This window comes from Delftia sp. PX-1 (genome assembly GCF_055797465.1).
Genome location: NZ_CP184763.1, coordinates 1,139,046 through 1,163,211 on the forward strand (window position 1 = coordinate 1,139,046; position 24,166 = coordinate 1,163,211).

General features: G+C 70.4%; 20 protein-coding genes. 14 read left to right on the top strand and 6 right to left on the bottom strand.

The window, feature by feature from the left end; translation table 11 throughout:
- Positions 1-60: 60 nt before the first annotated feature.
- The gene (locus ACN20X_RS05325; RefSeq protein WP_392456948.1) at positions 61-1,743 is read right to left on the bottom strand and encodes a sigma-54 interaction domain-containing protein; all 1,683 of its coding nucleotides are present in this window, start codon (positions 1,741-1,743) and stop codon (positions 61-63) included.
- A 223-nt stretch (positions 1,744-1,966) separates the two neighbouring features.
- Here ACN20X_RS05325 and ACN20X_RS05330 point away from each other — a divergent pair, with 223 nt between their 5' ends.
- The 6 genes from ACN20X_RS05330 to ACN20X_RS05355 are packed head-to-tail and all read left to right on the top strand — an operon-like array spanning position 1,967 to position 8,709.
- Complete coding sequence (locus tag ACN20X_RS05330; protein ID WP_017406246.1) at positions 1,967-3,514, top strand: acyl-CoA carboxylase subunit beta; 1,548 nt, start codon at positions 1,967-1,969, stop codon at positions 3,512-3,514.
- A 28-nt stretch (positions 3,515-3,542) separates the two neighbouring features.
- Complete coding sequence (locus tag ACN20X_RS05335; protein ID WP_061287225.1) at positions 3,543-4,562, top strand: tripartite tricarboxylate transporter substrate binding protein; 1,020 nt, start codon at positions 3,543-3,545, stop codon at positions 4,560-4,562.
- 10 nt (positions 4,563-4,572) lie between these two features.
- A complete protein-coding gene (locus ACN20X_RS05340; protein ID WP_473210345.1) occupies positions 4,573-6,681 on the top strand; it encodes an acetate--CoA ligase family protein in 2,109 nt (702 codons plus the stop codon).
- Positions 6,678-8,039, top strand: coding sequence for an acetyl-CoA carboxylase biotin carboxylase subunit (locus tag ACN20X_RS05345; protein WP_312840362.1), 1,362 nt, complete (start codon positions 6,678-6,680; stop codon positions 8,037-8,039). The genes ACN20X_RS05340 and ACN20X_RS05345 overlap by 4 nt, the downstream gene beginning before the upstream one ends.
- Positions 8,040-8,050: 11 nt before the next feature.
- A complete protein-coding gene (locus tag ACN20X_RS05350) occupies positions 8,051-8,275 on the top strand; it encodes an acyl-CoA carboxylase biotin carboxyl carrier protein subunit (protein ID WP_012203026.1) in 225 nt (74 codons plus the stop codon).
- Positions 8,272-8,709 (top strand): PaaI family thioesterase, encoded by a 438-nt coding sequence (locus ACN20X_RS05355; protein ID WP_154835963.1) that lies wholly within the window; start codon positions 8,272-8,274, stop codon positions 8,707-8,709. Before ACN20X_RS05350 ends, ACN20X_RS05355 begins: the two co-directional genes overlap by 4 nt.
- A 7-nt stretch (positions 8,710-8,716) precedes the next feature.
- On the opposite strand, the gene ACN20X_RS05360 is transcribed toward ACN20X_RS05355, so the two are convergent.
- From ACN20X_RS05360 to ACN20X_RS05370, 3 genes are read right to left on the bottom strand one after another with little or no spacing between them, the layout of a single operon-like run.
- Positions 8,717-9,145: a hypothetical protein gene (locus tag ACN20X_RS05360; RefSeq protein ID WP_043789224.1), complete on the bottom strand. Its 429-nt coding sequence runs from the start codon at positions 9,143-9,145 to the stop codon at positions 8,717-8,719.
- Positions 9,146-9,180: 35 nt separating this feature from the next.
- On the bottom strand, positions 9,181-10,560 hold the full coding sequence (locus tag ACN20X_RS05365) for a heavy metal sensor histidine kinase (protein WP_043789226.1): 1,380 nt from the start codon (positions 10,558-10,560) through the stop codon (positions 9,181-9,183).
- Positions 10,557-11,246: a heavy metal response regulator transcription factor gene (locus tag ACN20X_RS05370; RefSeq protein ID WP_026062596.1), complete on the bottom strand. Its 690-nt coding sequence runs from the start codon at positions 11,244-11,246 to the stop codon at positions 10,557-10,559. Before ACN20X_RS05370 ends, ACN20X_RS05365 begins: the two co-directional genes overlap by 4 nt.
- A 153-nt stretch (positions 11,247-11,399) precedes the next feature.
- Between ACN20X_RS05370 and ACN20X_RS05375 the strand changes: the two genes are divergently transcribed.
- From ACN20X_RS05375 to ACN20X_RS05405, 7 genes are all read left to right on the top strand, one after another.
- A complete protein-coding gene (locus ACN20X_RS05375) occupies positions 11,400-11,810 on the top strand; it encodes a hypothetical protein (protein ID WP_223275155.1) in 411 nt (136 codons plus the stop codon).
- 176 nt (positions 11,811-11,986) lie between these two features.
- On the top strand, positions 11,987-13,288 hold the full coding sequence (locus ACN20X_RS05380) for a TolC family protein (protein ID WP_473210346.1): 1,302 nt from the start codon (positions 11,987-11,989) through the stop codon (positions 13,286-13,288).
- Positions 13,289-13,318: 30 nt separating this feature from the next.
- Positions 13,319-14,683 carry an efflux RND transporter periplasmic adaptor subunit gene (locus ACN20X_RS05385; RefSeq protein ID WP_473210347.1) on the top strand — a complete coding sequence of 455 codons (1,365 nt, stop codon included), beginning with the start codon at positions 13,319-13,321 and terminating at the stop codon, positions 14,681-14,683.
- 23 nt (positions 14,684-14,706) lie between these two features.
- Positions 14,707-17,880, top strand: a complete 3,174-nt coding sequence (locus ACN20X_RS05390) for a CusA/CzcA family heavy metal efflux RND transporter (RefSeq protein WP_473210348.1) — start codon at positions 14,707-14,709, stop codon at positions 17,878-17,880.
- Between the two features lie 200 nt (positions 17,881-18,080).
- Positions 18,081-19,568 carry a purine-cytosine permease family protein gene (locus ACN20X_RS05395; RefSeq protein ID WP_016451967.1) on the top strand — a complete coding sequence of 496 codons (1,488 nt, stop codon included), beginning with the start codon at positions 18,081-18,083 and terminating at the stop codon, positions 19,566-19,568.
- Positions 19,565-20,317 carry a carbon-nitrogen hydrolase family protein gene (locus tag ACN20X_RS05400; protein ID WP_016451966.1) on the top strand — a complete coding sequence of 251 codons (753 nt, stop codon included), beginning with the start codon at positions 19,565-19,567 and terminating at the stop codon, positions 20,315-20,317. Before ACN20X_RS05395 ends, ACN20X_RS05400 begins: the two co-directional genes overlap by 4 nt.
- 186 nt (positions 20,318-20,503) lie before the next feature.
- Complete coding sequence (locus ACN20X_RS05405) at positions 20,504-20,854, top strand: DUF4148 domain-containing protein (RefSeq protein WP_016446650.1); 351 nt, start codon at positions 20,504-20,506, stop codon at positions 20,852-20,854.
- A 69-nt stretch (positions 20,855-20,923) separates the two neighbouring features.
- Here the strand turns inward: ACN20X_RS05405 and ACN20X_RS05410 are convergent, their stop codons facing one another.
- Positions 20,924-21,346: a hypothetical protein gene (locus ACN20X_RS05410; RefSeq protein ID WP_016446649.1), complete on the bottom strand. Its 423-nt coding sequence runs from the start codon at positions 21,344-21,346 to the stop codon at positions 20,924-20,926.
- Between the two features lie 119 nt (positions 21,347-21,465).
- Between ACN20X_RS05410 and ACN20X_RS05415 the strand changes: the two genes are divergently transcribed.
- A complete protein-coding gene (locus ACN20X_RS05415; RefSeq protein WP_016451965.1) occupies positions 21,466-22,488 on the top strand; it encodes a hypothetical protein in 1,023 nt (340 codons plus the stop codon).
- Positions 22,489-22,575: 87 nt separating this feature from the next.
- Here the strand turns inward: ACN20X_RS05415 and ACN20X_RS05420 are convergent, their stop codons facing one another.
- A complete protein-coding gene (locus ACN20X_RS05420; RefSeq protein ID WP_461609642.1) occupies positions 22,576-24,087 on the bottom strand; it encodes an FAD-linked oxidase C-terminal domain-containing protein in 1,512 nt (503 codons plus the stop codon).
- Positions 24,088-24,166 lie beyond the last annotated feature (79 nt).

Sequence of the window (24,166 nt, forward strand, 5' to 3'; positions counted from 1 at the left end):
ATGGCAACGGCACAGCCGGCCCGCTGCTTCATTCCCCTGCAGACCCTGGGCCCGCAGGGATCAGCCCTGGTTTGCCGCGCCCAGCACCTTGTACAGATAGGAGCGCGAGATGCCCAGCTCCTGCGCGGCCAGCTTCTTGTTGCCGCCGCAGCGTGCGATGGCGTCGAGGATGGCGTTGCGCTCCTGGTCCTTGAGCGGGGCCACGGCGCCGGTGGCGGGCAGGCCGGGCTCGACAACGGGCGAAGGCCGTGCGCCGGCCAGCGGGTCCTCGTGGCGCGCGAAGTTGTCCACGCCCAGCAGCTGGCCGTCGCAGAACACCAGGGCCTCTTCCACGCGCTGTCGCAGCTGGCGCACATTGCCGGGCCAGGCCTGCCGGGCCAGGTAGGGCATGACGCCGGGCGCGATGCGGGGCAGCGCAATGCCGTTGCGCTCGCAGAACGACTGGGCAAAGCGCTGCACCAGGGCCGGGATGTCCTCCAGGCGCTGGCGCAGGGCCGGCACATGCAGCACCACGCCGCTGAGGCGGTAGAACAGGTCCAGCCGGAAGCGGCCGCTGTCGATGAGGCCGCGCAGGTCGCGGTGCGTGGCGGCCACGATGCGGAAGTTCACCTGCCGGCCGCTGTGCGCGCCTAGGCGCTGCACCTGGCGGTCCTCCAGCACGCGCAGCAGCTTGACCTGGATCTCCATGGGAATGTCGGCCACTTCGTCGAGGAAGAGGGTGCCGCCCTCGGCCTGCTCCAGCTTGCCTGGCTGGCCCTGCCGGCGCCCGCCCGTGAAGGCGCCGGCCTCGTAGCCGAACAGCTCGGACTCGATCAGCGTGGCCGGCAGCGCCGCGAGGTTGAGGCTGACCAGGGGCGCGTCGGCATCGCGCCCGCGCGCATGCAGGGCCTGGGCCACCAGCTCCTTGCCGCTGCCGCTCTCGCCCAGGATGAGCACGGGCACGTCCAGCCGCGCCACGGCGTCGATCTCGCGGGCCAGCCTTTGCATGGGGGCACTGGCGCCCACCATCTGCGCCGTGGGCGTGCCGCCGCGCAACTGGCTCAGTTCGCGCTTGTAGTGCTGCACCTCGTCATGCAGCTGGTTCAGCCGCTGCTGCATGCGGTTGAGTGCCTCCACGCCGCTGAAGCTGACCTGACCCACGGCGCCCACCACGGCGCCGCCCTCGTAGACCGGCATGCGGTTGACGATGCGGCTCACGCCAGGCCCCAGCTGCTGCAGGTCGCCGATCTCGGCCCGGCCGCTGCGCACCACGTGGGGCAGGCGCGAGTTGGGGATCACGTCCTCGGCGCGCCGGCCTGCGGCCGTGCCGGGCGCCAGGCCGAAGAACTTCTCGTGCACGGGGCTGATGTAGCGCATCAGCCCTTCATGGTCGGCCACCGTGATCGCCTGGTACGGGTTGGTCAGGAACATGTTGAGGATGGCGAAGGCGAAGGGCACGCTGGCCACCATGTCGAACAGCGCCGCCGCCTCGTCGGCCGGGCGCAGCAGGGCGACCTCGCCCTCGGCATCGGCCAGCACCACGGCCACATGGCGGGCCACCGTGCCGCGCGGACCCGGTGTTTCCACGTGCAGCAACTGGCCATGGCCGATGGGGTTGTGCCCGTCGCCGTGCGCGCGGGCCAGGGCCTCGGTGACGGCTGCATGCAGCAGCGGCTCCTGCGCCAGGCCCAGCCGCGCCACGGGCTCGGGCGAGTCGCGTCGCCACACGAGAACGCCGAATCGGTGGTCGGGGGAGCTGGGCATGGGCATGGCGGGCAGTGGCTGGGATTGAACGCACTCTAGCGGCGCGCAGGCCACGGGTCTGTCCCCGTGGTGTCTCCATTGAAGACAGCGCCCGACCCGTGTCTTCGAGGTTGTCCTTGATGTGGACACACGGAGATCGACTGTGGAAAAAATCCTTTGAATTCAACGCACTGCGTTCTGGCACGCCTTGTGCATATCCACAGGCAAAAGGAGACACGACGACATGAGCTGGCAACCCGAAGTGGACGAGATCGCATACCGCCGCGCACTGGCGGCCAAACTGGGCGGAGAGGACAAGGTGGCGCGGCACAAGGCTGCCGGCAAGCTCACGGTGCGCGAGCGCATCGATGCCTGCACGGACGCGCAGTCCTTCGTGGAGGTGGGCTCGCTCACCGGCTCGGGCCAGTACGACGGCCTGGGCCGGCTGACGGACTTCACGCCCTCCAACCTCATCATGGGGCGAGCACGCGTGGGCGGGCGGCCCGTGGTCGTGGTGGGCGACGATTTCACGGTGCGCGGCGGCGCCAACGACGGCGCCGTGGGCGACAAGCTGATCTTTGCCGAGAAGATGGCGCACGACCTGCGCCTGCCCATGGTGCGCCTGGTGGACGGCACGGGCGGCGGCGGCTCGGTGCGCAACATCGAGACCAAGGGCTACACCAGCGTGCCCACCATGAAGGTCTGGAGCCAGGTGGTGCAGAACCTGTCCACCGTGCCCGTGGTCTCGCTGGCCCTGGGCTCGGTGGCCGGCATGGGCGCGGCGCGCGTGGCCTCCAGCCATTACTCGGTGATGGTCAGGGAGACCGCCCAGCTGTTCAATGCCGGCCCGCCCGTGGTGGCGCGCATCGGCCAGAACGTGACCAAGAACGAGCTGGGCGGCAGCCAGGTGCACACGCGCAACGGCGTGGTCGATGACGAGGTGGCCACCGAGCAGGAGGCCTTCGAGCGCGTGCGCCGCTTCCTGTCCTACCTGCCATCGTCGGTGTACGAGCTGCCTGCGCGCACCGCGCCGCAGGACGATCCGCGGCGGCGCGACGAATGGCTGCTGTCGGCCATTCCGCGTGATGGCCGCAAGGTCTACAAGATCCGGCCCATCGTCGAATGCCTGGTCGATGAGGGCTCCTTCCTGGAGACGGGCCGCCACTGGGGCCGGGCCATCGTCACGGGGCTAGCGCGCATCGACGGCTGGCCCGTGGCCGTGGTGGCCAGCGACCCGTACTTCTACGGCGGCGGCTGGGACGGCCCCTCCGCCGAGAAGTTCACGCGCTTCGTGGACATGGCCCAGACCTTCCACCTGCCCGTGGTCAACCTGGTGGACATCGCGGGCTTCCAGATCGGCGTGGAGGCCGAGAAGGCCGGCGTCATGCGCTACGGCGTGCGCGCCCTGGCCGCCGTCTACCAGGCCACCGTGCCCTGGTGCAGCATCCTCATCCGCCGCGCCTACGGCGTGGCGGCGGCGGGCCACCAGCACATGGGCCGCTTCAACTTCCGCTATGCCTGGCCCTCGGCCAACTGGGGCTCGCTGCCCATCGAGGGCGGGCTGGAGGTGGCCTACAAGGCCGAGATCGAAGGCGCCGACGACCCCGTGCAAAAGCGCGCCGAGATCGAGCAGCGCGTGCGCAGCCTGACCTCGCCCTTCCGCACGGCCGAGGCCTTCGGCATCGACGAGGTGATCGATCCGCGCGACACGCGCGCCCTGCTCAGCGAATTCGTGGAACTGGCCGCGCCGCTGCGCGAGGCCGGAGCGCCGCAGTTCGGCCTGCGGCCCTGAACGCATAAAAACCCAAGGAGACAAAGCAATGGCAACCAGACAACCGCGCGCGCCCTCGCGCCGCACCGCCCTGGCCCTGTGCCTGGCGCCGTGCCTGACCATCTGCGCCGCGACGGCGGCCCAGGCCCAGGCCCCCCAGGAGGACAAGTGGCCCACGCGCCCCGTGCGCATCGTGGTCGGCTTTCCTGCAGGCTCGTTCACCGACACCATTGCACGTGCGCTGTCCGAGCCGCTGAGCAAGTCGCTGGGCCAGCCCGTGGTGGTGGAGAACAAGCCCGGCGCCAACGGCGCCATCGGCGTGGGCGAGGTGGCGCGCGCCGCGCCCGACGGCTACACCCTGCTGGTCACCAACTCCAGCAGCATCACCATCAACCCCCAGATCTACAAGAAGATCACCTACCGCGCCAAGGACTTCGCGCCCATCACCATGGTGCTGGATGCGCCCTTCATCCTCACCGTCAACCCCGAGTGGGCGCAGAAGCACCAGATCCGCTCGGCCAAGGATGTGATCGTCTTCGCCAAGGGCCATCCCGACAAGCTCAGCTACGGCTCTGCCGGCCCCGGCAACATCGCCCACCTGGCCTATGCGGCCTGGAGCAACCGCACGGGCGTGAAGACCACGCATGTGCCCTACAAGAGCGCATCGCAGGCGCAGATGGCCGTGCTCAGCGGCGAGCTGGACACGCAGTTCGACACCTGGAGCGCGCTGCCCCACATCGCCAGCGGCAAGCTCGTGGCACTGGCCGTCACCGCGCCCCGGCGCATGCAGCAACTGCCCGAGGTGCCCACCATGGCCGAGGCCGGCTATGCCGATTTCGACGTCACCTTCTGGGCCGGCCTGCTGGCGCCTGCGGGCACGCCGCCGGCCATCGTCAACCGGCTCTACGAGGCCTCCAGGGGCGTGCTGCAGGACGCACGCATCCGCGCCGTGCTCAGCAGCCAGGGCGAGCCCGTGATGATGCCGCCCGCGCCGTTCGGCCAGCGCATCGCCAAGGAAGTGGCCGACTGGGGCCAAGTCATCCAGCGCGAAGCCTTGTCTTTGGATTGATGAGGTACGCATGTCTCTGTTGCAAGCACTGAACCCCCGCTCCGTCGCCATCCTTGGCGCATCCGACAACCCCATCAAGGCCGGTGGCCGGCCCATCGACTACCTGCGGCGCCACGGTTTCGCAGGCCGCATCCTGCCCGTCAATCCCAAGCGCGCCGAGGTCCAGGGCCTGGCCGCCTACCCCTCGCTGCGCGCGCTGCCCGAGGCGCCCGATGCCGTGGTCATCAGCCTGCCCGGCGAGGACGTGGCCGCCGCCATCGACGACTGCGTGGCCGTGGGCGCGCGCCTGGCCGTGATCTATTCCTCGGGCTTTGCGGAGCTGGGCGAGGAGGGCCGCCGGCAGCAGGCCGACCTGGTGGCGCGGGCGCGCCGTTCGCCAGGCGGCGGGCTGCGACTGTTCGGCCCCAACTGCCAGGGCGTGGCCAACTTCGCCACGGGCGCCATCCTCAACTTCTCGACCATGATCAACGAGAACGCGCCGGCCGACGGCCCCGTGGCCATCGTCAGCCAGAGCGGCGCGGGCGCGGCCATTCTCTACGGCGGCCTGCGCCGCGCGGGCATCGGCGTGCGCTACATGCTGTCCACGGGCAACGAGGCCGATGTCTGCGCGGCCGAAGCCGTGCGCGCCGTGGTCGAGGACGAAGGCATCCGCCTGGTCGTGCTCTACATCGAGACGCTGCGGCAAAGCGCCTGGCTGGCCGAGGCCGCACGCCTGGCGCATGCGCGCGGCATCACCATCCTGGCCGTGAAGGCCGGCCGCACGCGCGCAGGCCAGGCCACGGCCAGCTCGCACACGGGCGCGCTGGCGGCCGAGGACGCGCTGGCCGATGCCTTCCTGCGCCAGCACGGCATACCGCGCCTGGCCGACTTCCGCGAGCTGATCGACTACGCGCCGCTGTTCCTGTCCCAGCCCGCGCCGCGCGGTCGCCGCGTGGTCAGCATCAGCAATTCGGGCGCCACCTGCGTGCTGTCGGCCGACGCGGCCGAGGAATACGGCCTGGCCCTGGAGCCGTTCGATGCCGCCACGCTGGACGGCCTGTCCCAGGCCCTGCCGTCCTATGTCACGGCGCGCAATCCCATCGACATGACCACGGCCCTGCTGGGCAGGCCGCAGACCTTTGGCGACACGCTGCGGGCCTTGTCGGGCAGCGGTGCCGCCGATCTGGTGCACGTGGGCTTCCCGATCGGCGGCGAGGGCTATGACTTCGCCGACTTCGCGGGCCAGGCCAGCCGCTTTGCGCGCGATACCGGCGTGCCCATTGCGGTCAGCGTCAACCAGGACTGGGTGGCCCAGGCCTTCCAGGACCAGGGCGTGCCCACCTTCTGGAGCGAACGCGCCGCCATGCGCGGCCTGGCGCTGCTGGCCGAGCAGGCCGGTGGCAGGCAGGCACAGGTGCCGTCTGCCGAGGCATCGGTGCCGGTGGCGGCCTCCCGCTCCCTCACGCTTGACGAGCCCTCCAGCCTGTCCGAGCTGGCCCGCGCCGGCCTGCCGGTGATGCGCCATCTGGTCTGCAGGAGCGAGGACGAGGTGCGCGCCGCCCTCGAATCCCTGCCGCTGCCCCTGGTGGCCAAGGGCGTGTCCGCCGATCTCTCGCACAAGTCCGAGCATGGCCTGGTGCGGCTGAACATCCGCGATGCGGAGCAGGCGCTGCAGGCCTTTGGCGACTTCGCCGCCACGCTGGCCCGCCTGGGCGTGGCCGATGGCGGCCTGCTGCTGGGAGCCCAGCACAGGGCCGACTTCGAGCTGGCGCTGGGTGCCCATGTGGATGCCGAATTCGGCGTGGTGGTCATGGTCGGCCAGGGCGGCGTGCTGGTGGAGGCGCTCAGGGACGTGCAGTTCCTTGTCGCCCCCTTCAGTGCGCGGCAGGCGCTGGATGCCCTTGCGCGCCTGTCCATCGCCCCGGCCTTTGCGGCCGTGCGCGGCATGCCGGCCGTGGAGCTGGATGCCGTGGCCGCCATGATGGTGCGGCTGGGCGACTGGATGCTGGCCCAGGGCGGGCGCGTGCAGTCGGTCGACGCCAATCCCGTGCTCGTGGCGCGCGGCGCGCAGGCGCCGGTGATCGTCGATGCGGTGGTGGCCGTGGCCGCCACGCCAGCGGCGTCCTCGGAGGCGGCATGAGCGGCGCCCCGCACCCCATCCGCCGCGTGCTGGTCGCTAACCGGGGCGCCGTGGCCGCGCGCGTGATCCGCACGCTGCGGCGCATGGGCCTTGAATCCGTGGCCGTGTACTCCGAGGCCGATGCCAGCCTGCCCTATGTGCGCGCGGCCGACCAGGCCGTGTGCATAGGCCCTGCGCCCGCCGCGCAAAGCTATCTGGACCAGGCGCGGCTGCTGCAGGTGGCGCGCGAGACCGGCGCCGATGCCGTGCACCCGGGCTACGGCTTTCTCTCCGAGAACGCGGACTTCGCCGAGGCCGTGCAGCGCCAGGGCCTGTGCTTCATCGGCCCCTCGCCGCACTGGATACGCACGCTGGGCCACAAGACCCAGGCGCGGGCCTTCATGGCCGCCCAGGGCATGCCGCAGGCGGCCAGCTCGGCCGTGCTGCACAGCGTGCAGGAGGCGCAGGCGGAGGCGGCGCGCATCGGCTTTCCCGTGCTGGTCAAGCCCGCAGGCGGGGGCGGCGGCATCGGCATGCTGCCCGCGCACGATGCACCGCAGCTGGAGGCCGCCTGGTCCAAGGCCAGCGGCATTGCCGCCAAGTACTTCGGCACGGCCGAGCTGTACCTGGAAAAGCTGATCGAGGCGCCGCGCCACATCGAGTTCCAGGTGCTGGCCGACCGCCATGGCGAGGTGCGCGTGCTGTTCGAGCGCGACTGCTCGGTGCAGCGCCGCCACCAGAAGGTGGTGGAAGAGGCCCGCCCCGCAGGCATTCCCGCGCAGGCCCTGGCCGACATGCGGCAACTGCTGGCCGGCCTGCTGGCGCGCACGGGCTATGACGTGATCGGCACCGTGGAGATGCTCTACACGCCGCAGCACGGCTTTGTCTTCCTGGAGATGAACACGCGGCTGCAGGTCGAGCATGCGGTGACCGAGGAGATCACGGGCATCGACATCGTCGAGGCCCAGATCCGCCTGGCCGCCGGCGAGCGCATGGGCGACGTGCTGCCCGCCGAACCCGTGGCCAGCGGCCATGCCATCGAGGCGCGCATCTATGCCGAAGACCCCGTGCGCTTCCTGCCCTCGCCAGGGCGCCTGGACCGCTTCGAGATGCCCCAGGGAGAAGGCCTGCGCGTGGAGACCGGCTATGCCCAGGGCTGCAGCGTCACGCCCTTCTACGACCCCATGGTCGCCAAGCTCGTGGCCCATGGCAGCGACCGCGCCCAGGCCATCGCACGGCTGCGCCAGGCACTGGCGCAGACCCGCATCGAGGGCGTGAAGACCAACATCCCCTTCATCGAACGCATCCTGGGCCACGCCGATTTCCTGGACCTGCGCATCGACACCGGCATCGCCCAGCGCGTGCTGGCCCCCCTTTGAAAGCCCTACCCATGACCACCACCCCGAACATGATCACAAGCCCCATCGCCGGCCTCGTGGCCGCTGTGGAAGCCGCCGAAGGCGGCACCGTCGCCCTGGGCGACACCCTCATCATCGTGGAGTCCATGAAGATGGAGATTCCCGTGGAAAGCGAGGTGGCAGGCGTCGTGCGCCGCATGCTCGTGGCCGTGGGCGAGCCGGTGGCCGAAGGCCAGGCGATTGCGGAGATCGGATGAACGCCGTTGGAATCTCCACCACCCCGGACCTGGAGGCCGCCGCGCTGGCGCGCGGCTACTTCGGCATCGACGTGCCCTTCATGTCCCACATCGGCCTGGAGCCCGTGAGCCTGGCGCCCGGCCTGGCGCGCACGCGGCTGCCCATGCGCCCGCACCTGGCCAACAGCCGGGGGCATGGCCATGGCGGCGCGCTGATGAGCGCGCTGGACTTCACGCTGAGCGCGGCCGCGCGCTCGTCCAACCCGCTGGGGCTGGGCGTGGTGACCATCGAGATGAGCACGCATTTCCTGGCATCGGCCACCACCGACCTGCTGATCGAGGCCCGCGTGCTGCGCGCAGGCGCGCGCACCGTGTTCTGCGAGGGCGATGTGCTGGACAGCGCGGGCCAGGCCGTGTGCACGGCGAGGGCCGTGTTCAAGCTGATCGCGCTGTAGCCTGGCTTCAGGCGCCGTCGCCTTCGGGCGCCGGCGGCAGCAGATGCTGGCCGATCTGCTGCCAGGCCTTGGCCGCGTCATGCTGGCCGCCGAACATGTGGCAGCTGGCGGCCGTCATGGCCAGGCGGCCGTTCTCGGGCTCCAGGTCGAACGCCAGCTCGCATTGCGCGGCGGCGTTGCGCCACATCACCACGGCGTCTGGCGAGTCTTCCTTTTGCAGCGCATGGGCTTCGGCCATCCAGGCCTGGGCCAGGCGAAACGCGGCTTCCGCCTGGTCCGGGTCGGCCTTATGGGCCAGATAGAAATGCTTGCCGGCCTGCTGCCACAGCGCCCGGGCCTGGGCGAAATCCTGGGTGGCGGCCCGCTGCGCCTGGGCCACCAGGGCATTGCCTTCGGCCAGCAGCGTTGCGTAGGAGGAGGGGGCGTCTTGCGTCATGGGGCGCCATTGTGCCGCCGCTCCGGTGCCTGTGTTCAGGCCGGGGAATCGCGCGGCGGGCTCGGGCTGTCGGGCAGCTCCAGGCCGATGCGCGTGAAGCCGCCCTCGGACTCGGCAAAGCAGCGCCCGCCGTGCATGCGCGCGATGGCGGCCACGATGGCCAGGCCCAGGCCATGGTTGCGGTCGGCCTGGCTGCGCGCGGCGTCGGCGCGGTAGAAGCGGTCGAACAGGCGCGGCAGGTGGACGGGATCGATGGCCGGGCCCCGGTTGAGCACCGCCAGCGCCACATCGCCGGCGCCCCCGTGGTGGGTACAGGGCCGCGCGCCGATCTGCACGGTGATGGTGGAGCCGCGCTGTGCATAGCGTGTGGCATTGCCCAGCAGGTTGGACAGCGCCCGGCGCAGCAGCCGCGCATCGACCTCGGCGGCCGCGTCGCCCTGGACGACGACCTGCAGGTCGGCCTCCTGCAGCGCGGCCTCGTGGAAGTCGATGACCTCATGGGCCAGCGCGGCCAGGCTGGCCCAGGGCGCCAGGCGCGCGCCCTGGCCCCGGTCGGCCTGGGAGAGAAACAGCATGTCGGCCACGATGCCGGCCATGCGCCGCAGGTCCTCCAGGTTGGAAGCCAGCACCTCGCGCAGCTCGGCCTCGCTGCGCGGCTTGCGCAGGGCCAGCTCGCAGCTGCTGATCAGCGTGGTCAGCGGCGTGTTCAGCTCATGGGCCACGTCGGCGTTGAAGGCCTCCATCTGCCGGTAGGCCACGGACAGCCGCTCCAGCAGGGCGTTGAACTGTGCGATCAGCGGCCGCAGCTCCTGCGGCTGCCCGCTGTCGTCCAGGCGCCGCTGCAGGTCCTGGGCCGACAGCTGGCGCGTCTGCTCGGTCAGCTGTCGCAGCGGCGCCAGGCCCAGGCGCACCAGCCAGATGCCGGTCAGCGACACCAGCAGCGCGCCGCCCACGGCAGCCAGGGCCAGCGTCCAGGCCAGCAGGGACAGTTGCCGGTCGTCTTCGGCCCGGTCCAGCGTGAGCTGGGCACGGGCCTGCTGGCCGGAGTCGGCCAGCACGACCTCGAAGCTGCGCTGCAGCGTGCGGCCGGGATTCTTGGGCGTGCGCAGGCGCTCGTAGAGCACGCGGCCCTGCAGGTCGGTGATGCGCAGCGACATCTCGTCCAGGCCCGTGAGAAAGTCGTCCAGCATGTGGGCCAGCCCGGCTTCGTTGTGGGCGCTGCGGCTTTCGGTCATCAGGTGCAGCACGGCCTGCTGCTTGAGGTCCAGCGTCTCGTGCTGGTGCTGCTCCAGCGTCATCGATGCCACCCCGTAGACGGCCGCGCACACCAGGCCCAGGCCCAGCATGGTCTGCAGGGCCAGCCAGCGCGACAGGCGCCGGCCCAGGTGGGGAATGTCGGCAGGGGCAACGCTCACGGTGCGCGCGACTCCAGCACATAGCCCATGCCGCGCACCGTGTGCAGCAGCGGCTGCGCGAAGGGCTGGTCCAGCTTCAGGCGCAGGCGGCGCACGGCCACCTCGACCACATTGGTCTCGCTGTCGAAATTCATGTCCCAGACCTGGGAGGCCAGCTCGGTGCGCGACAGCACCTCGCCCTGGCGGCGCAGCAGCAGGCTCAGCAGGTTGAATTCCTTGGCCGTCAGGTCCAGGCGCTGGCCGGCGCGCGTGGCGCGGCGGCGTATCAGGTCCAGCTCCAGGTCGGCCATGCGCAGCGTGGTGGCCTCGGCCGCAGGCTGGGCCGTGCCGCCGCCGCGGCGCAGCAGCACATGCATGCGCGCCACCAGCTCGGAGAACGCGAAGGGCTTGACCAGGTAGTCGTCGGCGCCGCCTTGCAGGCCGCGCACGCGGTCCTCCACCTGGCCGCGCGCCGTCAGCATCAGCACCGGTGTCTGGCGCGACTGGCGCAGCGCCGCCAGCACGGCCAGGCCGTCGATGCCGGGCAGCATGCCGTCGAGCACGATGAGGTCGTAGGCCAGCTCGGTGGCCAGGTGCAGGCCGTCGATGCCGTTGTGCGCGACATCGACCACGAACCCCTCCTCGGTCAGGCCCTTGCGGAGGTAGTCGGCCAGCTTGGTTTCGTCTTCGATGACCAGGACTTTCATGCCGAGCATTGTCGGGGCAGGCAAGGGTTTTCGGAGATGACAAATTTGTCATGTGCCCGACAGCGCCGGGTCGCTGCGCCGCCCTAGACTCGCCGGCATGGGGCAGTCGCGATTGGGGTCAAACGCCATGCCCGACAATCCCGCACTTCTGCCATGCCCTCTTCCATGACCCGGCCCCGTCTTGCCGCCCTTGCCATCCTCGTGATCGCGCTGCTGTTCCAGTGGACCTGGATGGCGGCCGCTGCGCTGTGCCGCCACGACGGGCATGAGACCCGGCACTTCGGCCACCATGTCCATGGCGTGAGCCTGCACGGCATGGGTGCCGAGCGCCATGCGGGCACGGGCACGGATGCCGAGTCCGGCCCGCCTGCGCAAAAGGCCGACCAGGGCCTGCAGTCCTCGCTCAGCGTGGACTGCTCCATGTGCCACGCCTGGGTGGCCGCTGCCACACAGCACTGGCAGGCGGCGCCGGTGGCCCCGCCGCCCGCGCAATTCGCCGAGCCGCTGCGCCGGCATGCCTCGGCCGTGCTGCTGCGTCCCGACCGGCCCCGCTGGCAGGGCTGACGCTCCTGCAGCCGCCGGCCAGGCATTCGGCGTTCATCGCCCTGTTTCGCCCCGGACCGGCATTTTCCAGAAATCCCTTCGCGCGCAGCGGCCCTCGTCCGTGCGCGCCCTGTGGCGTGGGGCCTGATCGACCAAGCGATCACGCCTGATCCGCGCTGCGGGCAAGGAGCCCGTGTATGTCTTTTCCTTCGTCCTTTCCGTCGAGGACAGCCTTCGCACCGTGGGTGCTGGCGGCGCTGGCCGCCTGCGGCGTCGTGCAGGCCGCCGAGCCACCGGCCGATTCCGTGGCGCCACCCGCCTTTGCAGGCGCATCCCTTCCTGATGGCCTGCCGCTGGACCTGCAGCAGGCACTGGCCCTGGCGCTGGACGGCAATCCCGGCCTGCGCGCGGCCCGCCAGGCGCTGGCCGCCACGGAGGGGGCCGTGCTGCAAAGCCAGGCCCGGCCCAATCCCGAGCTGGCCTGGTCGCAGGAGGACACGCGCCGCAGCACCCGCACGCTGACCGTGCAGCTGAACCAGACCCTGGAAGTGGGCGGCAAGCGCGAGGCCCGCATGCGCGTGGCCGAGCGCGGCCGCGACCTGGCCCGCGCCGAACTGGCAGGGGCCGAGGCCGCGCTGCGCGCCGATGTGGGCGCGGCCTTTTTCGGCGTGCTGGCCGCGCAGCAGCGCGTGGTCCTGGCCGGGCAGACGCTGGAGATCGCCAGCAGCGCGCGCGAAGCGGCGGCCCGGCGCGTGGCGGCCGGCAAGGTGGCGCCGCTGGAGGAGACCCGGGCCCGCGTGGCCGAGTCCGGCGCCCTGCTGGAGCAGGCCCGGGCCCGCTCTGCCCTGCGCGTGGCGCGCGGCCAGCTGCAGGCGCTGTGGGGCGAGAGCGTACGCCCCTTCGGCCAGGCCGAGGGCGCCGTGGACGCGCTGCCCCAGCTGCCGGAACTGGCAGCCCTGCAGCAGCGCATCGAACAGGCTCCCGCCGTGCTGCGTGCGCGCCAGGCGCTGGAGCAAAGCCGCGCCACGGCCGACCTGGAGCGTGCGCGCCGCCTGCCCGATCCCACCGTCAGCCTGGGCGTCAAGCGCGCCACCGAGGTCGGGCGCAACCAGCTCGTGGTCGGCGTCTCCGTGCCCCTGCCCGTGCTCGACAGCAACCGGGGCAACCAGCTGCAGGCCCTGCGCCTGGCCGACCAGGCCGAGGAGCAGTTGCTGGCCACGCGCGTTCAGCTGCAGGCCCAGCTGTTCGAGGCGCGCGAGCTGCTGCAGGCCAGCCGCGAGCAGGCGCGCCAGCTGGCCGAGGAGGTGCTGCCCACGGCGCGCACGGCCTACGAGCTGGCCTCGCGCGGCTTTGCGCTGGGCAAGTTCGCCTACCTGGACGTGCTGGACGCGCAGCGCACCTGGTCCGAGGCGCGCAGCCAGTACCTGGACCAGCTGCTGGCCACGCACCGCGCCGCCGCCGACATCGACCGCCTGCTCGGCACAGAAGCCGGCCTCTGACCCCGATAGCAACCTGATTGCATCCAGACCATGAACACCAAGCCCTCCTCCTCCCCCCTCGGACCGCGCCGCACCCTCGTGGCCATTGCCGTCATCCTGGCCGTGGGTGCGCTGGCCGCCACGCTGATCCTGCGCAGCGGCCCGCCGGGTGCCGCCAAGGCCGACAGCCATGGCCACGGCCACAGCGAGGCCGCAGGCCATGCCGATGGCGAGCACCACGGCGCTGCAGCCGGAGATGGCCACAAGCACGACGAAGGCCATGCCGACGATGAGCACCATGAAGATTCCAAGGCGGAAAAAGCCGAGGCCAAGCCTGCCGCCAAACCCGCAGCCGCCGCCGAAGCCGGCCATGGCGACGACGAAGGCCTGATCGCCATGGACGCCCAGCGCATGCAGGCGGCCGGCGTGCGCCTGGCCGAGGCCGGCCCGGCCACCGTGCGCTCCGTGCTGCAGCTGCCCGGGGAGATCCGCTTCAACGAAGACCGCACGGCCCACGTCGTGCCGCGCGTGGCCGGAATTGCCGAGAGCGTTCCCGCCAACCTGGGCCAGAACGTGAAGAAGGGCCAGCTGCTGGCCGTGCTCAGCAGCGCCGCCGTCTCCGAGCAGCGCAGCGAACTGCTGGCCGCCGGCAAGCGCCTGGAGCTGGCCCGCACCACCTATGCGCGTGAAAAGCAGCTGTGGGAGGAAAAGGTCTCGGCCGAGCAGGACTACCTGCAGGCGCGCCAGGCGCTGCGCGAGGCCGAGATCGCCGTCTCCAACGCCCAGCAGAAGCTGGCCGCCACGGGCGCCGGTGCCGGCGGTGGTGCGGGCGGGCTCAACCGCTTCGAGCTGCGCGCGCCGTTTGACGGCGTGATCGTGGAAAAGCACCTGTCCGTGGGCGAGGCCGTGCAGGACACCACCCAGGTCTTCACCATCTCCGACCTGCGCAGCGTCTGGGCCGAGATGCGCGTGGCCGCGCCCGACCTGCCCGCCGTGCGCGTGGGCGAGAAGGCCACGGTGCGCGCCACGGCCTTCGACTCCTCGGCCACGGGCGAGGTGGCCTATGTGGGCGCCCTGATCGGCCAGGACACGCGCACGGCCCCCGCGCGCATCACCCTGCCCAACCCCGACGGCGTGTGGCGCCCGGGCCTGTTCGTGAATGTGGAGCTGACGGCATCGTCCCGGCAGGCGCCGCTGGCCGTGGCCACGCAGGCACTGCAGAAGATGGAGCAGCAGACCGTGGTCTTCGTGCCCGTGCAGGGGGGCTTTCGCGCCCAGCCGGTACGCGTGGGCCGCGCCGACGGCAAGACCACCGAGGTGCTGGAAGGCCTGAAACCCGGCCAATCCTACGTGGCCGAGGGCAGCTTCATGCTCAAGGCCGAGCTGGGCAAGGCCACGGCCGAGCACTCCCATTGATGCGGGCATGAACGGAGAACTCCATGTTTGAACGCATCATCCGATTCGCCATAGAGCAGCGCTGGCTGGTCCTGCTGGCCGTGCTGGCCATGGCGGGCCTGGGCATCTACAACTACCAGCGCCTGCCCATCGACGCCGTGCCCGACATCACCAATGTCCAGGTGCAGATCAACACCCAGGCCAGCGGCTACTCGCCGCTGGAGACCGAGCAGCGCGTCACCTATCCCATAGAGACGGTGATGGCCGGCCTGCCCCACCTGGAGCAGACGCGCTCGCTGTCGCGCTACGGCCTGTCCCAGGTCACCGTGGTGTTCAAGGACGGCACGGACATCTACTTCGCGCGGCAGCTGGTGGGCGAGCGCATACAGCAGGCGCGCGACAGCCTGCCTGCGGGCATCACGCCCACGCTGGGCCCCATCTCCACGGGCCTGGGCGAGATCTACCTGTGGACCGTGGAGGCCGAGGACGGTGCGAAAAAGCCCGACGGCACGCCCTACACGCCCATGGACCTGCGCGAGATCCAGGACTGGGTCATCAAGCCGCAGCTGCGCAACGTGCCCGGCGTCACCGAGATCAACTCCATCGGCGGCTACGCCAAGGAGTACCTGGTGGCGCCCGCGCCCGAGAAGCTGGCCGCCTACGGCTTCACGCTGGCCGACATCGTCACCGCCCTGCAGCGCAACAACGCCAACGTGGGCGCCGGCTACATCGAGCGCCAGGGCGAGCAGTACCTGATCCGCGCGCCGGGCCAGGTCGGCGGCATCGCCGACATCCGCGAGGTCATCGTGGGTTCGGCCCAGGGCCAGCCCATCCGCATCCGCGACCTGGCCGAGGTCGGCCTGGGCCAGGAGCTGCGCACGGGCGCGGCCACCGACAACGGCCGCGAGGTGGTGCTGGGCACGGTGTTCATGCTGATCGGCGAGAACAGCCGCACCGTCTCGCGCGCCGTGGACCAGCGCATGGCCGAGATCAACCGGGGCCTGCCCCCGGGCGTCAAGGCCATCACCGTCTACGACCGCACCAACCTGGTGGACAAGGCCATCGCCACGGTCAAGAAGAACCTGGTGGAGGGCGCGGCCCTGGTGGTGGTCATCCTCTTCCTGTTCCTGGGCAACCTGCGCGCGGCGCTGATCACGGCGCTGATCATCCCGCTGTCCATGCTGTTCACCTTCACGGGCATGGTGCACTACAAGGTCAGCGCCAACCTCATGAGCCTGGGGGCGCTGGACTTCGGCATCATCATCGACGGCGCCGTGGTCATCGTGGAGAACTGCGTGCGCCGCCTGGCGCATGCGCAGGAGGCGCGAGGACGGTCGCTGACGCGCAGCGAACGCTTCCATGAAGTCTTCGCCGCCGCGAAGGAAGCGCGCCGCCCGCTGCTGTTCGGCCAGCTCATCATCATGGTGGTCTACCTGCCCATCTTCGCGCTCACGGGTGTGGAGGGCAAGATGTTCCACCCCATGGCGCTCACGGTGGTCATTGCGCTGGCCGGCGCCATGCTGCTGTCCATCACCTTCATCCCGGCGGCGATTGCGCTGTTCATGGGCGACAAGGTGGCCGAGAAGGAAAACCGCCTCATGGGCTGGGCACGCCGCGGCTATGCGCCCGTGCTGGCGCGCGTCATGGCCGCGCCCGCCGTGGTGCTCACGGCCGCCGCCGTGGCCGTGGCGCTGAGCCTGCTGCTGGCCACGCGCCTGGGCAGCGAGTTCGCGCCCAACCTCAACGAGGGGGACTTCGCCATCCAGGCGCTGCGCATCCCGGGCACCAGCCTCACGCAGTCGCTGCAAATGCAGATGCAGATCGAGAAGGCGCTCAAGAAGGAGTTCCCCGAGATCGACCGCGTGTTCGCGCGCACCGGCACGGCCGAGATCGCCTCCGACCCCATGCCGCCCAACATCTCCGACGGCTACATCATGCTGAAAGCCCGCAGCGAGTGGCCCGACCCGGCGCGCCCGCGCGATGAGCTGCTGGCCGCCGTGCAGGCGTCGGTGGACCGCATCCCGGGCAACAACTACGAGTTCTCCCAGCCGATCCAGCTGCGCTTCAACGAGCTGATCTCGGGCGTGCGCAGCGACGTGGCCGTGAAGATCTTCGGCGACGACATGGCCGTGCTGGAGAAAAGCGCCCAGACCGTGGCCGGCATGCTGCAGCAGATCGCGGGCGCCTCCGAGGTCAAGGTCGAGCAGACCACGGGCCTGCCCATGCTCACCGTGCAGATCGACCGCGAAAAGGCCTCGCGCTACGGTCTGAACATGGGCGATGTGCAGGACGCCATCAGCACCGCCATGGGCGGCACCGAGGCCGGCACGGTGTTCGAGGGCGACAAGCGCTTCGACATCCAGGTGCGCCTGCCGGACGCCGTGCGCAACGACCTGCAGGCCCTGAGCCGCCTGCCCATCGCCCTGCCGCGCGGGGCGGACGGGCGCATCGGCTTCGTGCCGCTGTCGGCCGTGGCCGCGTTCGAGACCGCGCCCGGCCCCAATCAGGTCAGCCGCGAGGACGGCAAGCGCCGCATCGTGGTCAGCGCCAATGTGCGCGGGCGCGACATGGGCTCCTTCGTGGGCGAGGCGCAGCAGAAGCTGCAAGGCCTGTCGCTGCCGCCCGGCTACTGGACGCGCTGGGGCGGCACCTTCGAGAACCTGGAGTCGGCCACGCGCCGCCTGCAGATCGTCGTGCCCGTGGCCCTGCTCATGGTCTTCGTGCTGCTGTTCGCCATGTTCGGCAATGTGCGCGACGGGCTGGTGGTCTTCACGGGCATTCCGTTCGCGCTCACGGGCGGCATCCTGGCGCTGTGGCTGCGCGACATACCGCTGTCCATCTCGGCGGCGGTGGGCTTCATCGCGCTGTCGGGCGTGGCCGTGCTCAACGGCCTGGTCATGATCTCCTGGATCAGAACCTTGCGCGAACAGGGCGCCAGCGTGCCCGATGCCGTGACCGAGGGCGCGCTCACCCGCCTGCGCCCCGTGCTGATGACGGCCCTTGTCGCCTCGCTGGGCTTCGTGCCCATGGCCATTGCCACGGGCACGGGCGCCGAGGTGCAGCGGCCGCTTGCCACGGTGGTGATCGGCGGCATCCTGTCGTCCACGCTGCTGACCCTGCTGGTGCTGCCGCTGCTGTACCGGCTGGTGCATCGCAACGATCCGTCGGAGGCCAGCGGCACAGACCCCGTGCCCGCCGCGCCGGCACCTGCCGTGTGACGCGGCGCCCGGGCAGCACCCGGGCGGCCACTTTGGAACCCGCTGCAGCCTGGCTGCAGCGGGTTTCTTCATGCCCGGGATATCCCGGGCCACACATCTTTGCCCATCGATGTGAACCTCGCGCATTTGGCATGGAGCGGCTGCGAACCCCTGCCTAGAATTCGTCCCACAACAGCAAGGACAACGGGAGGGACAAGGCCATGAACAGCCCCGCCAGCGGACAGCACGGCCGTGCCCGCATCGCCGTGGAGAGCCGGTCCATCGACTGCATTCCCGACAGCGAGCGCCACGCGCGGCTCGCCGACCAGGGGCCGTTCTGGTTCCTGGGCAACTTCCACTTCTTCACGCTTTCCATCGGCTTCGTCGGCCCGTCGCTGGGGCTCTCGGCGCCCTGGAGCGCCCTGGCCGGGGCGCTGGGCATCATGTTCGGCACGCTGTTCATGGCGCTGCACGGCGCGCAGGGGCCGCAGCTGGGGCTGCCGCAGATGATCCAGTCGCGCGCCCAGTTCGGCTTTCGTGGCGTCACCCTGGCCCTTTGCGCCACGCTGCTGGTGTTCACGGGGTTCAACGTCGTCAACGTCTCGCTCATCATGCAGGGCATGCAGGCCGTGTTCGGCCTGCCGCCAGCGCCCACGGCCTGCGTGGCCGTGGCGGCAGGCGCCTTGCTGGCGGTCTGCGGCCACGATGCGATGCACAAGGCCTTTCGCCATGCGCTGATGCTGGCACTGCCCCTGTATGCGCTGGCCACGCTGGCGTTGCTGGCAGGCGTGGGCGAGCCCGCCTTGCACGTTCGGTCGGAGCCATTGCCAGGATTCGCATGGAGCGCCTTTGCCGCGCAGTTCACCATCGCGGCCAGCTACAACATCTCCTATGCGCCCTATGTGTCCGACTATTCGCGCTACCTGCCGAGCCACACTGCGCCCCGGCGCCTGATCGCGGCCATCTTCCTGGGCGCCTCGCTGTCCGGAGCCTGGATGATCGGGCTGGGTGCGTGGATGGCGCAGCGGCTGCAGGCCGGGGACGCGCTGGCGGCGCTGGGACGGATCGGCACCGGCCTGTTCCCGGGCGCGGACCGGCTGCTGCCTGCCCTGGCCGTCGTGGCCTTCCTGCCCATCATCGCGTTGAACACGTACAGCGCGGCACTGACCGTGCTCACGGCGGCGGATTCGCTGGGCGGCCTGCGCCCCACGCGCGCCGCCCGTATTTTTGCCATCGCGGCGATCAGCGTCGGCATCCTCGCGTGCGTGCTGTCCATCCAGGGCAGCGGCGTGGCTTTGCTGCATTCCTTCCTGGCGCTGCTGCTGTACTTCCTGGTGCCGTGGACGGCGGTCAACCTCGTGGACTACTTCCTGGTGCGCAAGGGCCGCTACGCCATCGCTGATTTCTTCACGCCACAGGGCATCTACGGCGCCTGGGGCTGGCGCGGCATCTGCGCCTATCTGGGCGGCTTTGCAGCCATGGTGCCGTTCATGCACATCCACGACGCCACCGATGGCCATGCGGTCTTCATCGGCTGGGCTGCGCAGCGGCTGGGCGGCGTGGACTTCGCCTGGCTGCCGGGCATTCTCGTCGCCGGCAGCCTTTACTGGGGGCTGGCCCGCAACCTGGATCTGCAGGCCGAGGAGGCCGCCCGTTGCCAGCCGCGGCAGGACAGCCACCCTTTGCATCCCAAGGAGCGCACACCATGACGGAGCACCGCATCCGCATCATCCAGCCCCGTCTGCGTGACGGCGACATTGCCGGCAACCTGGCGATGACGCTGAAGACGATCAGGGCCAGCGCGGGTCAGGCCGACCTGCTGGTCTTTCCCGAAACCTGCATCAGCGGATTTCCCCGGCCGGACAACGTGGCGCAGCTGGCCGAGCCGCTGGACGGCCCCTCGGCCACCGCGCTGCGCGAGGCCGCGCGGCAAGCCGGCGTGGCCGTCGCCATCGGCCTGGCCGAAGCAGACCAGGGCCGCCGCTTCAATGCCGGCCTGCTGATCGATGCCGACGGGCAGGTGCTGCTGCACTACCGCAAGACCATGCTCTACGACTCGGACCAGGGCGTGTTCGAGGCAGGTGAGCGCTGGCCCACATGCGAATGGCGCGGCCTGCGGCTGGGAATGCTGATCTGCTTCGACATCGAGTTTGCGGCACCGGCCCGCGCGCTGGGTGCGCAGGGCGTGGACCTGATCGTGCTGATGGACGGGATGATGCACCCCCACGGCCACATCCATCGCCACGCCGTGCCCGTGCGTGCGATGGACAACCAGTGCTACATCGCCATGGCCAACCGCGTGGGCCCTGGCGACAGCTACGCTTTCAGCGGAGGCAGCCAGTTCGCCGATCCCTTCGGCCAGACGCTGGCGCGCATCGCGGGCGATGCCGAGGGCCTGCTGGACGTGCGCCTGGACCCTCTGGCGCCCGGCCGCGCGCGTGCGCAGTACCGGGGCTGACGAGCGCCGAGGCGCCGCAGTGTCTCGGTCATCGCGGTCATCTGTGTCGGTTGTATGACAGCAATGTCACCATCCTGTGGGGGTGGCGTGGGGGGGCGATTTCTACATTGGAGTCCTCTCCCCGGCGTTCCGCCTTGCGGGGCGTGGGGAGAACGAATCACCAACGTTCTTTGAAAGGGACACACCATGTCGCAACGCCGTTTCACCCCCGCTACCCTGATCGCCGGCCTGGTCGCATCGGCAGCGCTGCTGCTGCCGGGCATGGCATCGGCGGCCGGGTACATCCACCCGGCCAACAACGAGGCGGGTGCCGTCGTCCATCCCGAACATTTCAAGAGCAGCAAGACGCGCGCCCAGGTGACGGCCGAGGCCGAGGCGGCCGTGCGCCAGGGCGGCACCTCGCGCTTCAATGCCGGCGTCTACCCGGCGCCTGCACCGCAGACCGGTGGCGGCAAGACGCGGCAGGAAGTGATCAATGAACTGATCAACGAAACGCCTGCCCAGCGCGATGCACGCCAGCGTGCCATGGGTGGTTGATGCACGTGCGGGGCGATGCAGTGCTGCCCCGCGGCAGCCGTATCAAGGGATGACCGACGCGCCGCGCGGCTACGAGCCTGCGGCGCGTTCCGCTTCCTCGGCCTCATGGGCGCGTGCGATGGCCAGGATCACGTCGCGCGCCAGGCGGCGCTTTGGTACGGGAAGGCGCAGGTAGATCTTGAACAGCTCGTTGTCCTCGTAGCCCAGGCCGGCGGACCAGCTGCCCTTGGGCTCACGCACCTCGCGCGCCGGCTGCGGCGCGCGCAGGAACTCCTCCAGCGGCACCTGCAGCCAGTCGGCCAGCGCAGCAAGTTTCTTGGTGTTGGGCATGGTCTTGCCCAGCAGCCACAGACGCACGCCGTGCTGCGACATGGGCTTGCCCCAGAAGCGTGTGTTGAATTCGCGCTCCAGCACCGAGGGCTTGGCTTCATAGCCACGGGCCTCCAGGGAATCACGTAATTTCTGCGCAAACCGCTGCTTCGCATCCTGCATGCGGGCACGCTATGGGATAAGTCTGATTGTGCAGTGAGTATTGTGAAAAATCACATATCCGATGTGATTGATAGTTAACATCAAAGACTCAACCAGAAATCACAAGCACAGGAGGGCCCATGCGCTGGCAACGAGTGTGGCTGCTGCCTGCGGGCTTGGCCCTGCTGCTGGGCGGTTGCGGCGGTGACGATGGCGAGGTGCTGACCGTGCGGGCTGCGCCCTGGGGCGCCGCCTCGGGCGTGTCGATAGGGCAGGTGCTGCAGGACAGGTCGGCCTGCGCGCGCAGCAGCTGGCGCAGCGTGGGCGACGGCAGCGGCGGGCGCATCGTCGAGTACGCCTGCGAGCGCGCAGGCGTGCGTGACTACCTGCAGGCCAGTCTGCGCCAGGAGGTCGGGCCACTGCAGCGCGCCGCCGAAAGCGAACAGGCCCGGTTCGAGGCGCGGTTGCGTGGCGAATGGCGTGAGCTGCTCGTGCTGGAGCGGCAGCGGCAGGAGATGCTGCGGCGCCACGCGCAGGAGGCGCAAAGGGATGCCGACCACAGGCAGCGGCACCTGGAGGATCTGCGTGTGCTGGGGGACATGAAGGAGTGCGGCAGCTTCCGTCCGCAAAGCCTCAGTGCCGAGGCCGCGCCGCAGCGCCTGGTGCTGGCAGCCCAGGCCTGTGCACAGGCAGGGCGCGCGGCCGGGCATGTCTATGCGCGCGAGCGGGAGCGGACGCTGGTGCGGCTGCGCGCGGCCCTGCCGCGCTACGACGAGGCCCGGCTGGGCCGCGAGGCGGCCTTGCAGGCGATGGACCGCACCCTGGAGCAGCAGGAGGCGGCGCTGCGCCGGCTGGAGGAAGACCGCCCCGAGGCGGGCGAGCGCATACGCCGCTCATTGGCCGCGCGCATGGAGGCCATGCGCCTGCGGCTGGGCCAGGTGGGCCGCGTGCGCGAGCTCACGCGCTGGAGCGTGGCCGGCGCACGCGTGGCCTACCTGGACACGGCCCTGGCCATGGAGTGCGGCGTGCGCACGCTGACCGAAGCCATGCCGCTGGACACCCTGGTCGAAGACCTGGGCGAGGGCCAGGCCGTGCCCCGCCAGGGAGGCGCATTGGCCCGGGCGCTTGACGGACTGTGGGCGCGCTGCCTGCAGCAGCCCTGAGGGCGGGAAGGACTGCACGGCGCCTGTTGCACGCCGCACGTCGCCGGTTGCACCGCGCCCGTTGCACCACGCCGGTTGCACCACGCCTCAGAATCTCGGCAGGTCCGGGTGTGAGATCTGGCCGCCGCGCACCAGCATCTTTCCGTATTCGGCACAGCGGTTGAGCGTGGGAATCACCTTGCCGGGGTTGAGCAGGGCCTGCGGGTCGAAGGCGGCCTTGAGCGCGAACATCTGGTCGTTCTCGGCCGTGGTGAACTGGGTGCACATGGAGTTGAGCTTTTCCACGCCCACGCCATGCTCGCCCGTGACCGTTCCGCCCATGGCCACGCTGGTCTCCAGGATGTCGGCGCCGAACAGCTCGCAGCGGTGCAGCTCGTCGGGGTCGTTGGCATCGAACAGGATCAGCGGGTGCAGGTTGCCGTCGCCCGCGTGGAAGACGTTGGCGCAGCGCAGGCCGTATTTCTTTTCCATCTCCTGGATGGCCAGCAGGATGTCGGCCAGGCGCTTGCGCGGGATGGTGGAGTCCATGCACATGTAGTCGGGGCTGATGCGCCCGCTGGCGGGAAAGGCGTTCTTGCGCCCGCTCCAGAAGCGCAGGCGCTCGGCCTCGCTTTCACTCACCGTGATGGCCGTGGCCCCGGCGCCGCGCAGCACCTCGCTCATGTGGGCGATCTCTTCCTCGACTTCCTCGGGCGTGCCGTCGCTCTCGCACAGCAGGATGGCCTCGGCCGTGAGGTCGTAGCCGGCCTTGACGAAGTCCTCGACGGCGGCCGTCATGGGCTTGTCCATCATCTCCAGCCCGGCCGGGATGATGCCCGCCGCGATCACGGCGGCCACGGCGTCGCCGGCCTTGCGCACGTCGTCGAAGCTGGCCATGATGCAGCGCGCCAGCTGGGGCTTGGGGATCAGGCGCACGGTGACTTCGGTGGTCACGGCCAGCATGCCTTCGCTGCCGACCAGGATGGCCAGCAGGTCGAAGCCCGGCGTGTCCAGCGCCATGGAGCCGAACTCCACCGGCTCGCCCTCCACCGTGAAGCCGCGCACCTTCAGCACGTTGTGTACGGTCAGCCCGTACTTGAGGCAGTGCACGCCGCCCGAGTTCTCGGCCACGTTGCCGCCGATGGTGCAGGCGATCTGGCTGCTGGGATCGGGCGCGTAGTACAGGCCGAAGGGCGCGGCGGCCTCGCTGATGGCCAGGTTGCGCACGCCGCACTGCACCACGGCCGTGCGGCTGGCGGCATCGACCTGGAGGATCTTGTTGAACTTGGCCAGCGACAGCGTCACGCCCATGGGATGGGGCAGGGCGCCGCCCGACAGCCCGGTGCCTGCGCCGCGTGCGATCACGGGCACCTGGATGGCGTGGCAGGCGCGCAGCACGGCCTGGACCTGGGCCTCGGTCTCGGGCAGGCAGACCACCAGGGGGCGCTGGCGGTAGGCCGTGAGTCCGTCGCATTCATAGGGGGTGGTGTCCTCGGCGTTCCACAGCAGGGCATGCGCGGGCACATGGCGGGCCAGCGCGGCCACGACCTCGGCCTGGCGCCGTGCGCGTTCGGAGGCCGTGGGCTGCTGGTGGGCGGCATCGGCGGCGGCCGACGCCATGGCGCCGGGGGCAGGGCTGGCTGGGGAGCTGGCGGAAGTCATGGGGCCTGACTTTAGGCGATGCCGCCGTCTTTGTGCA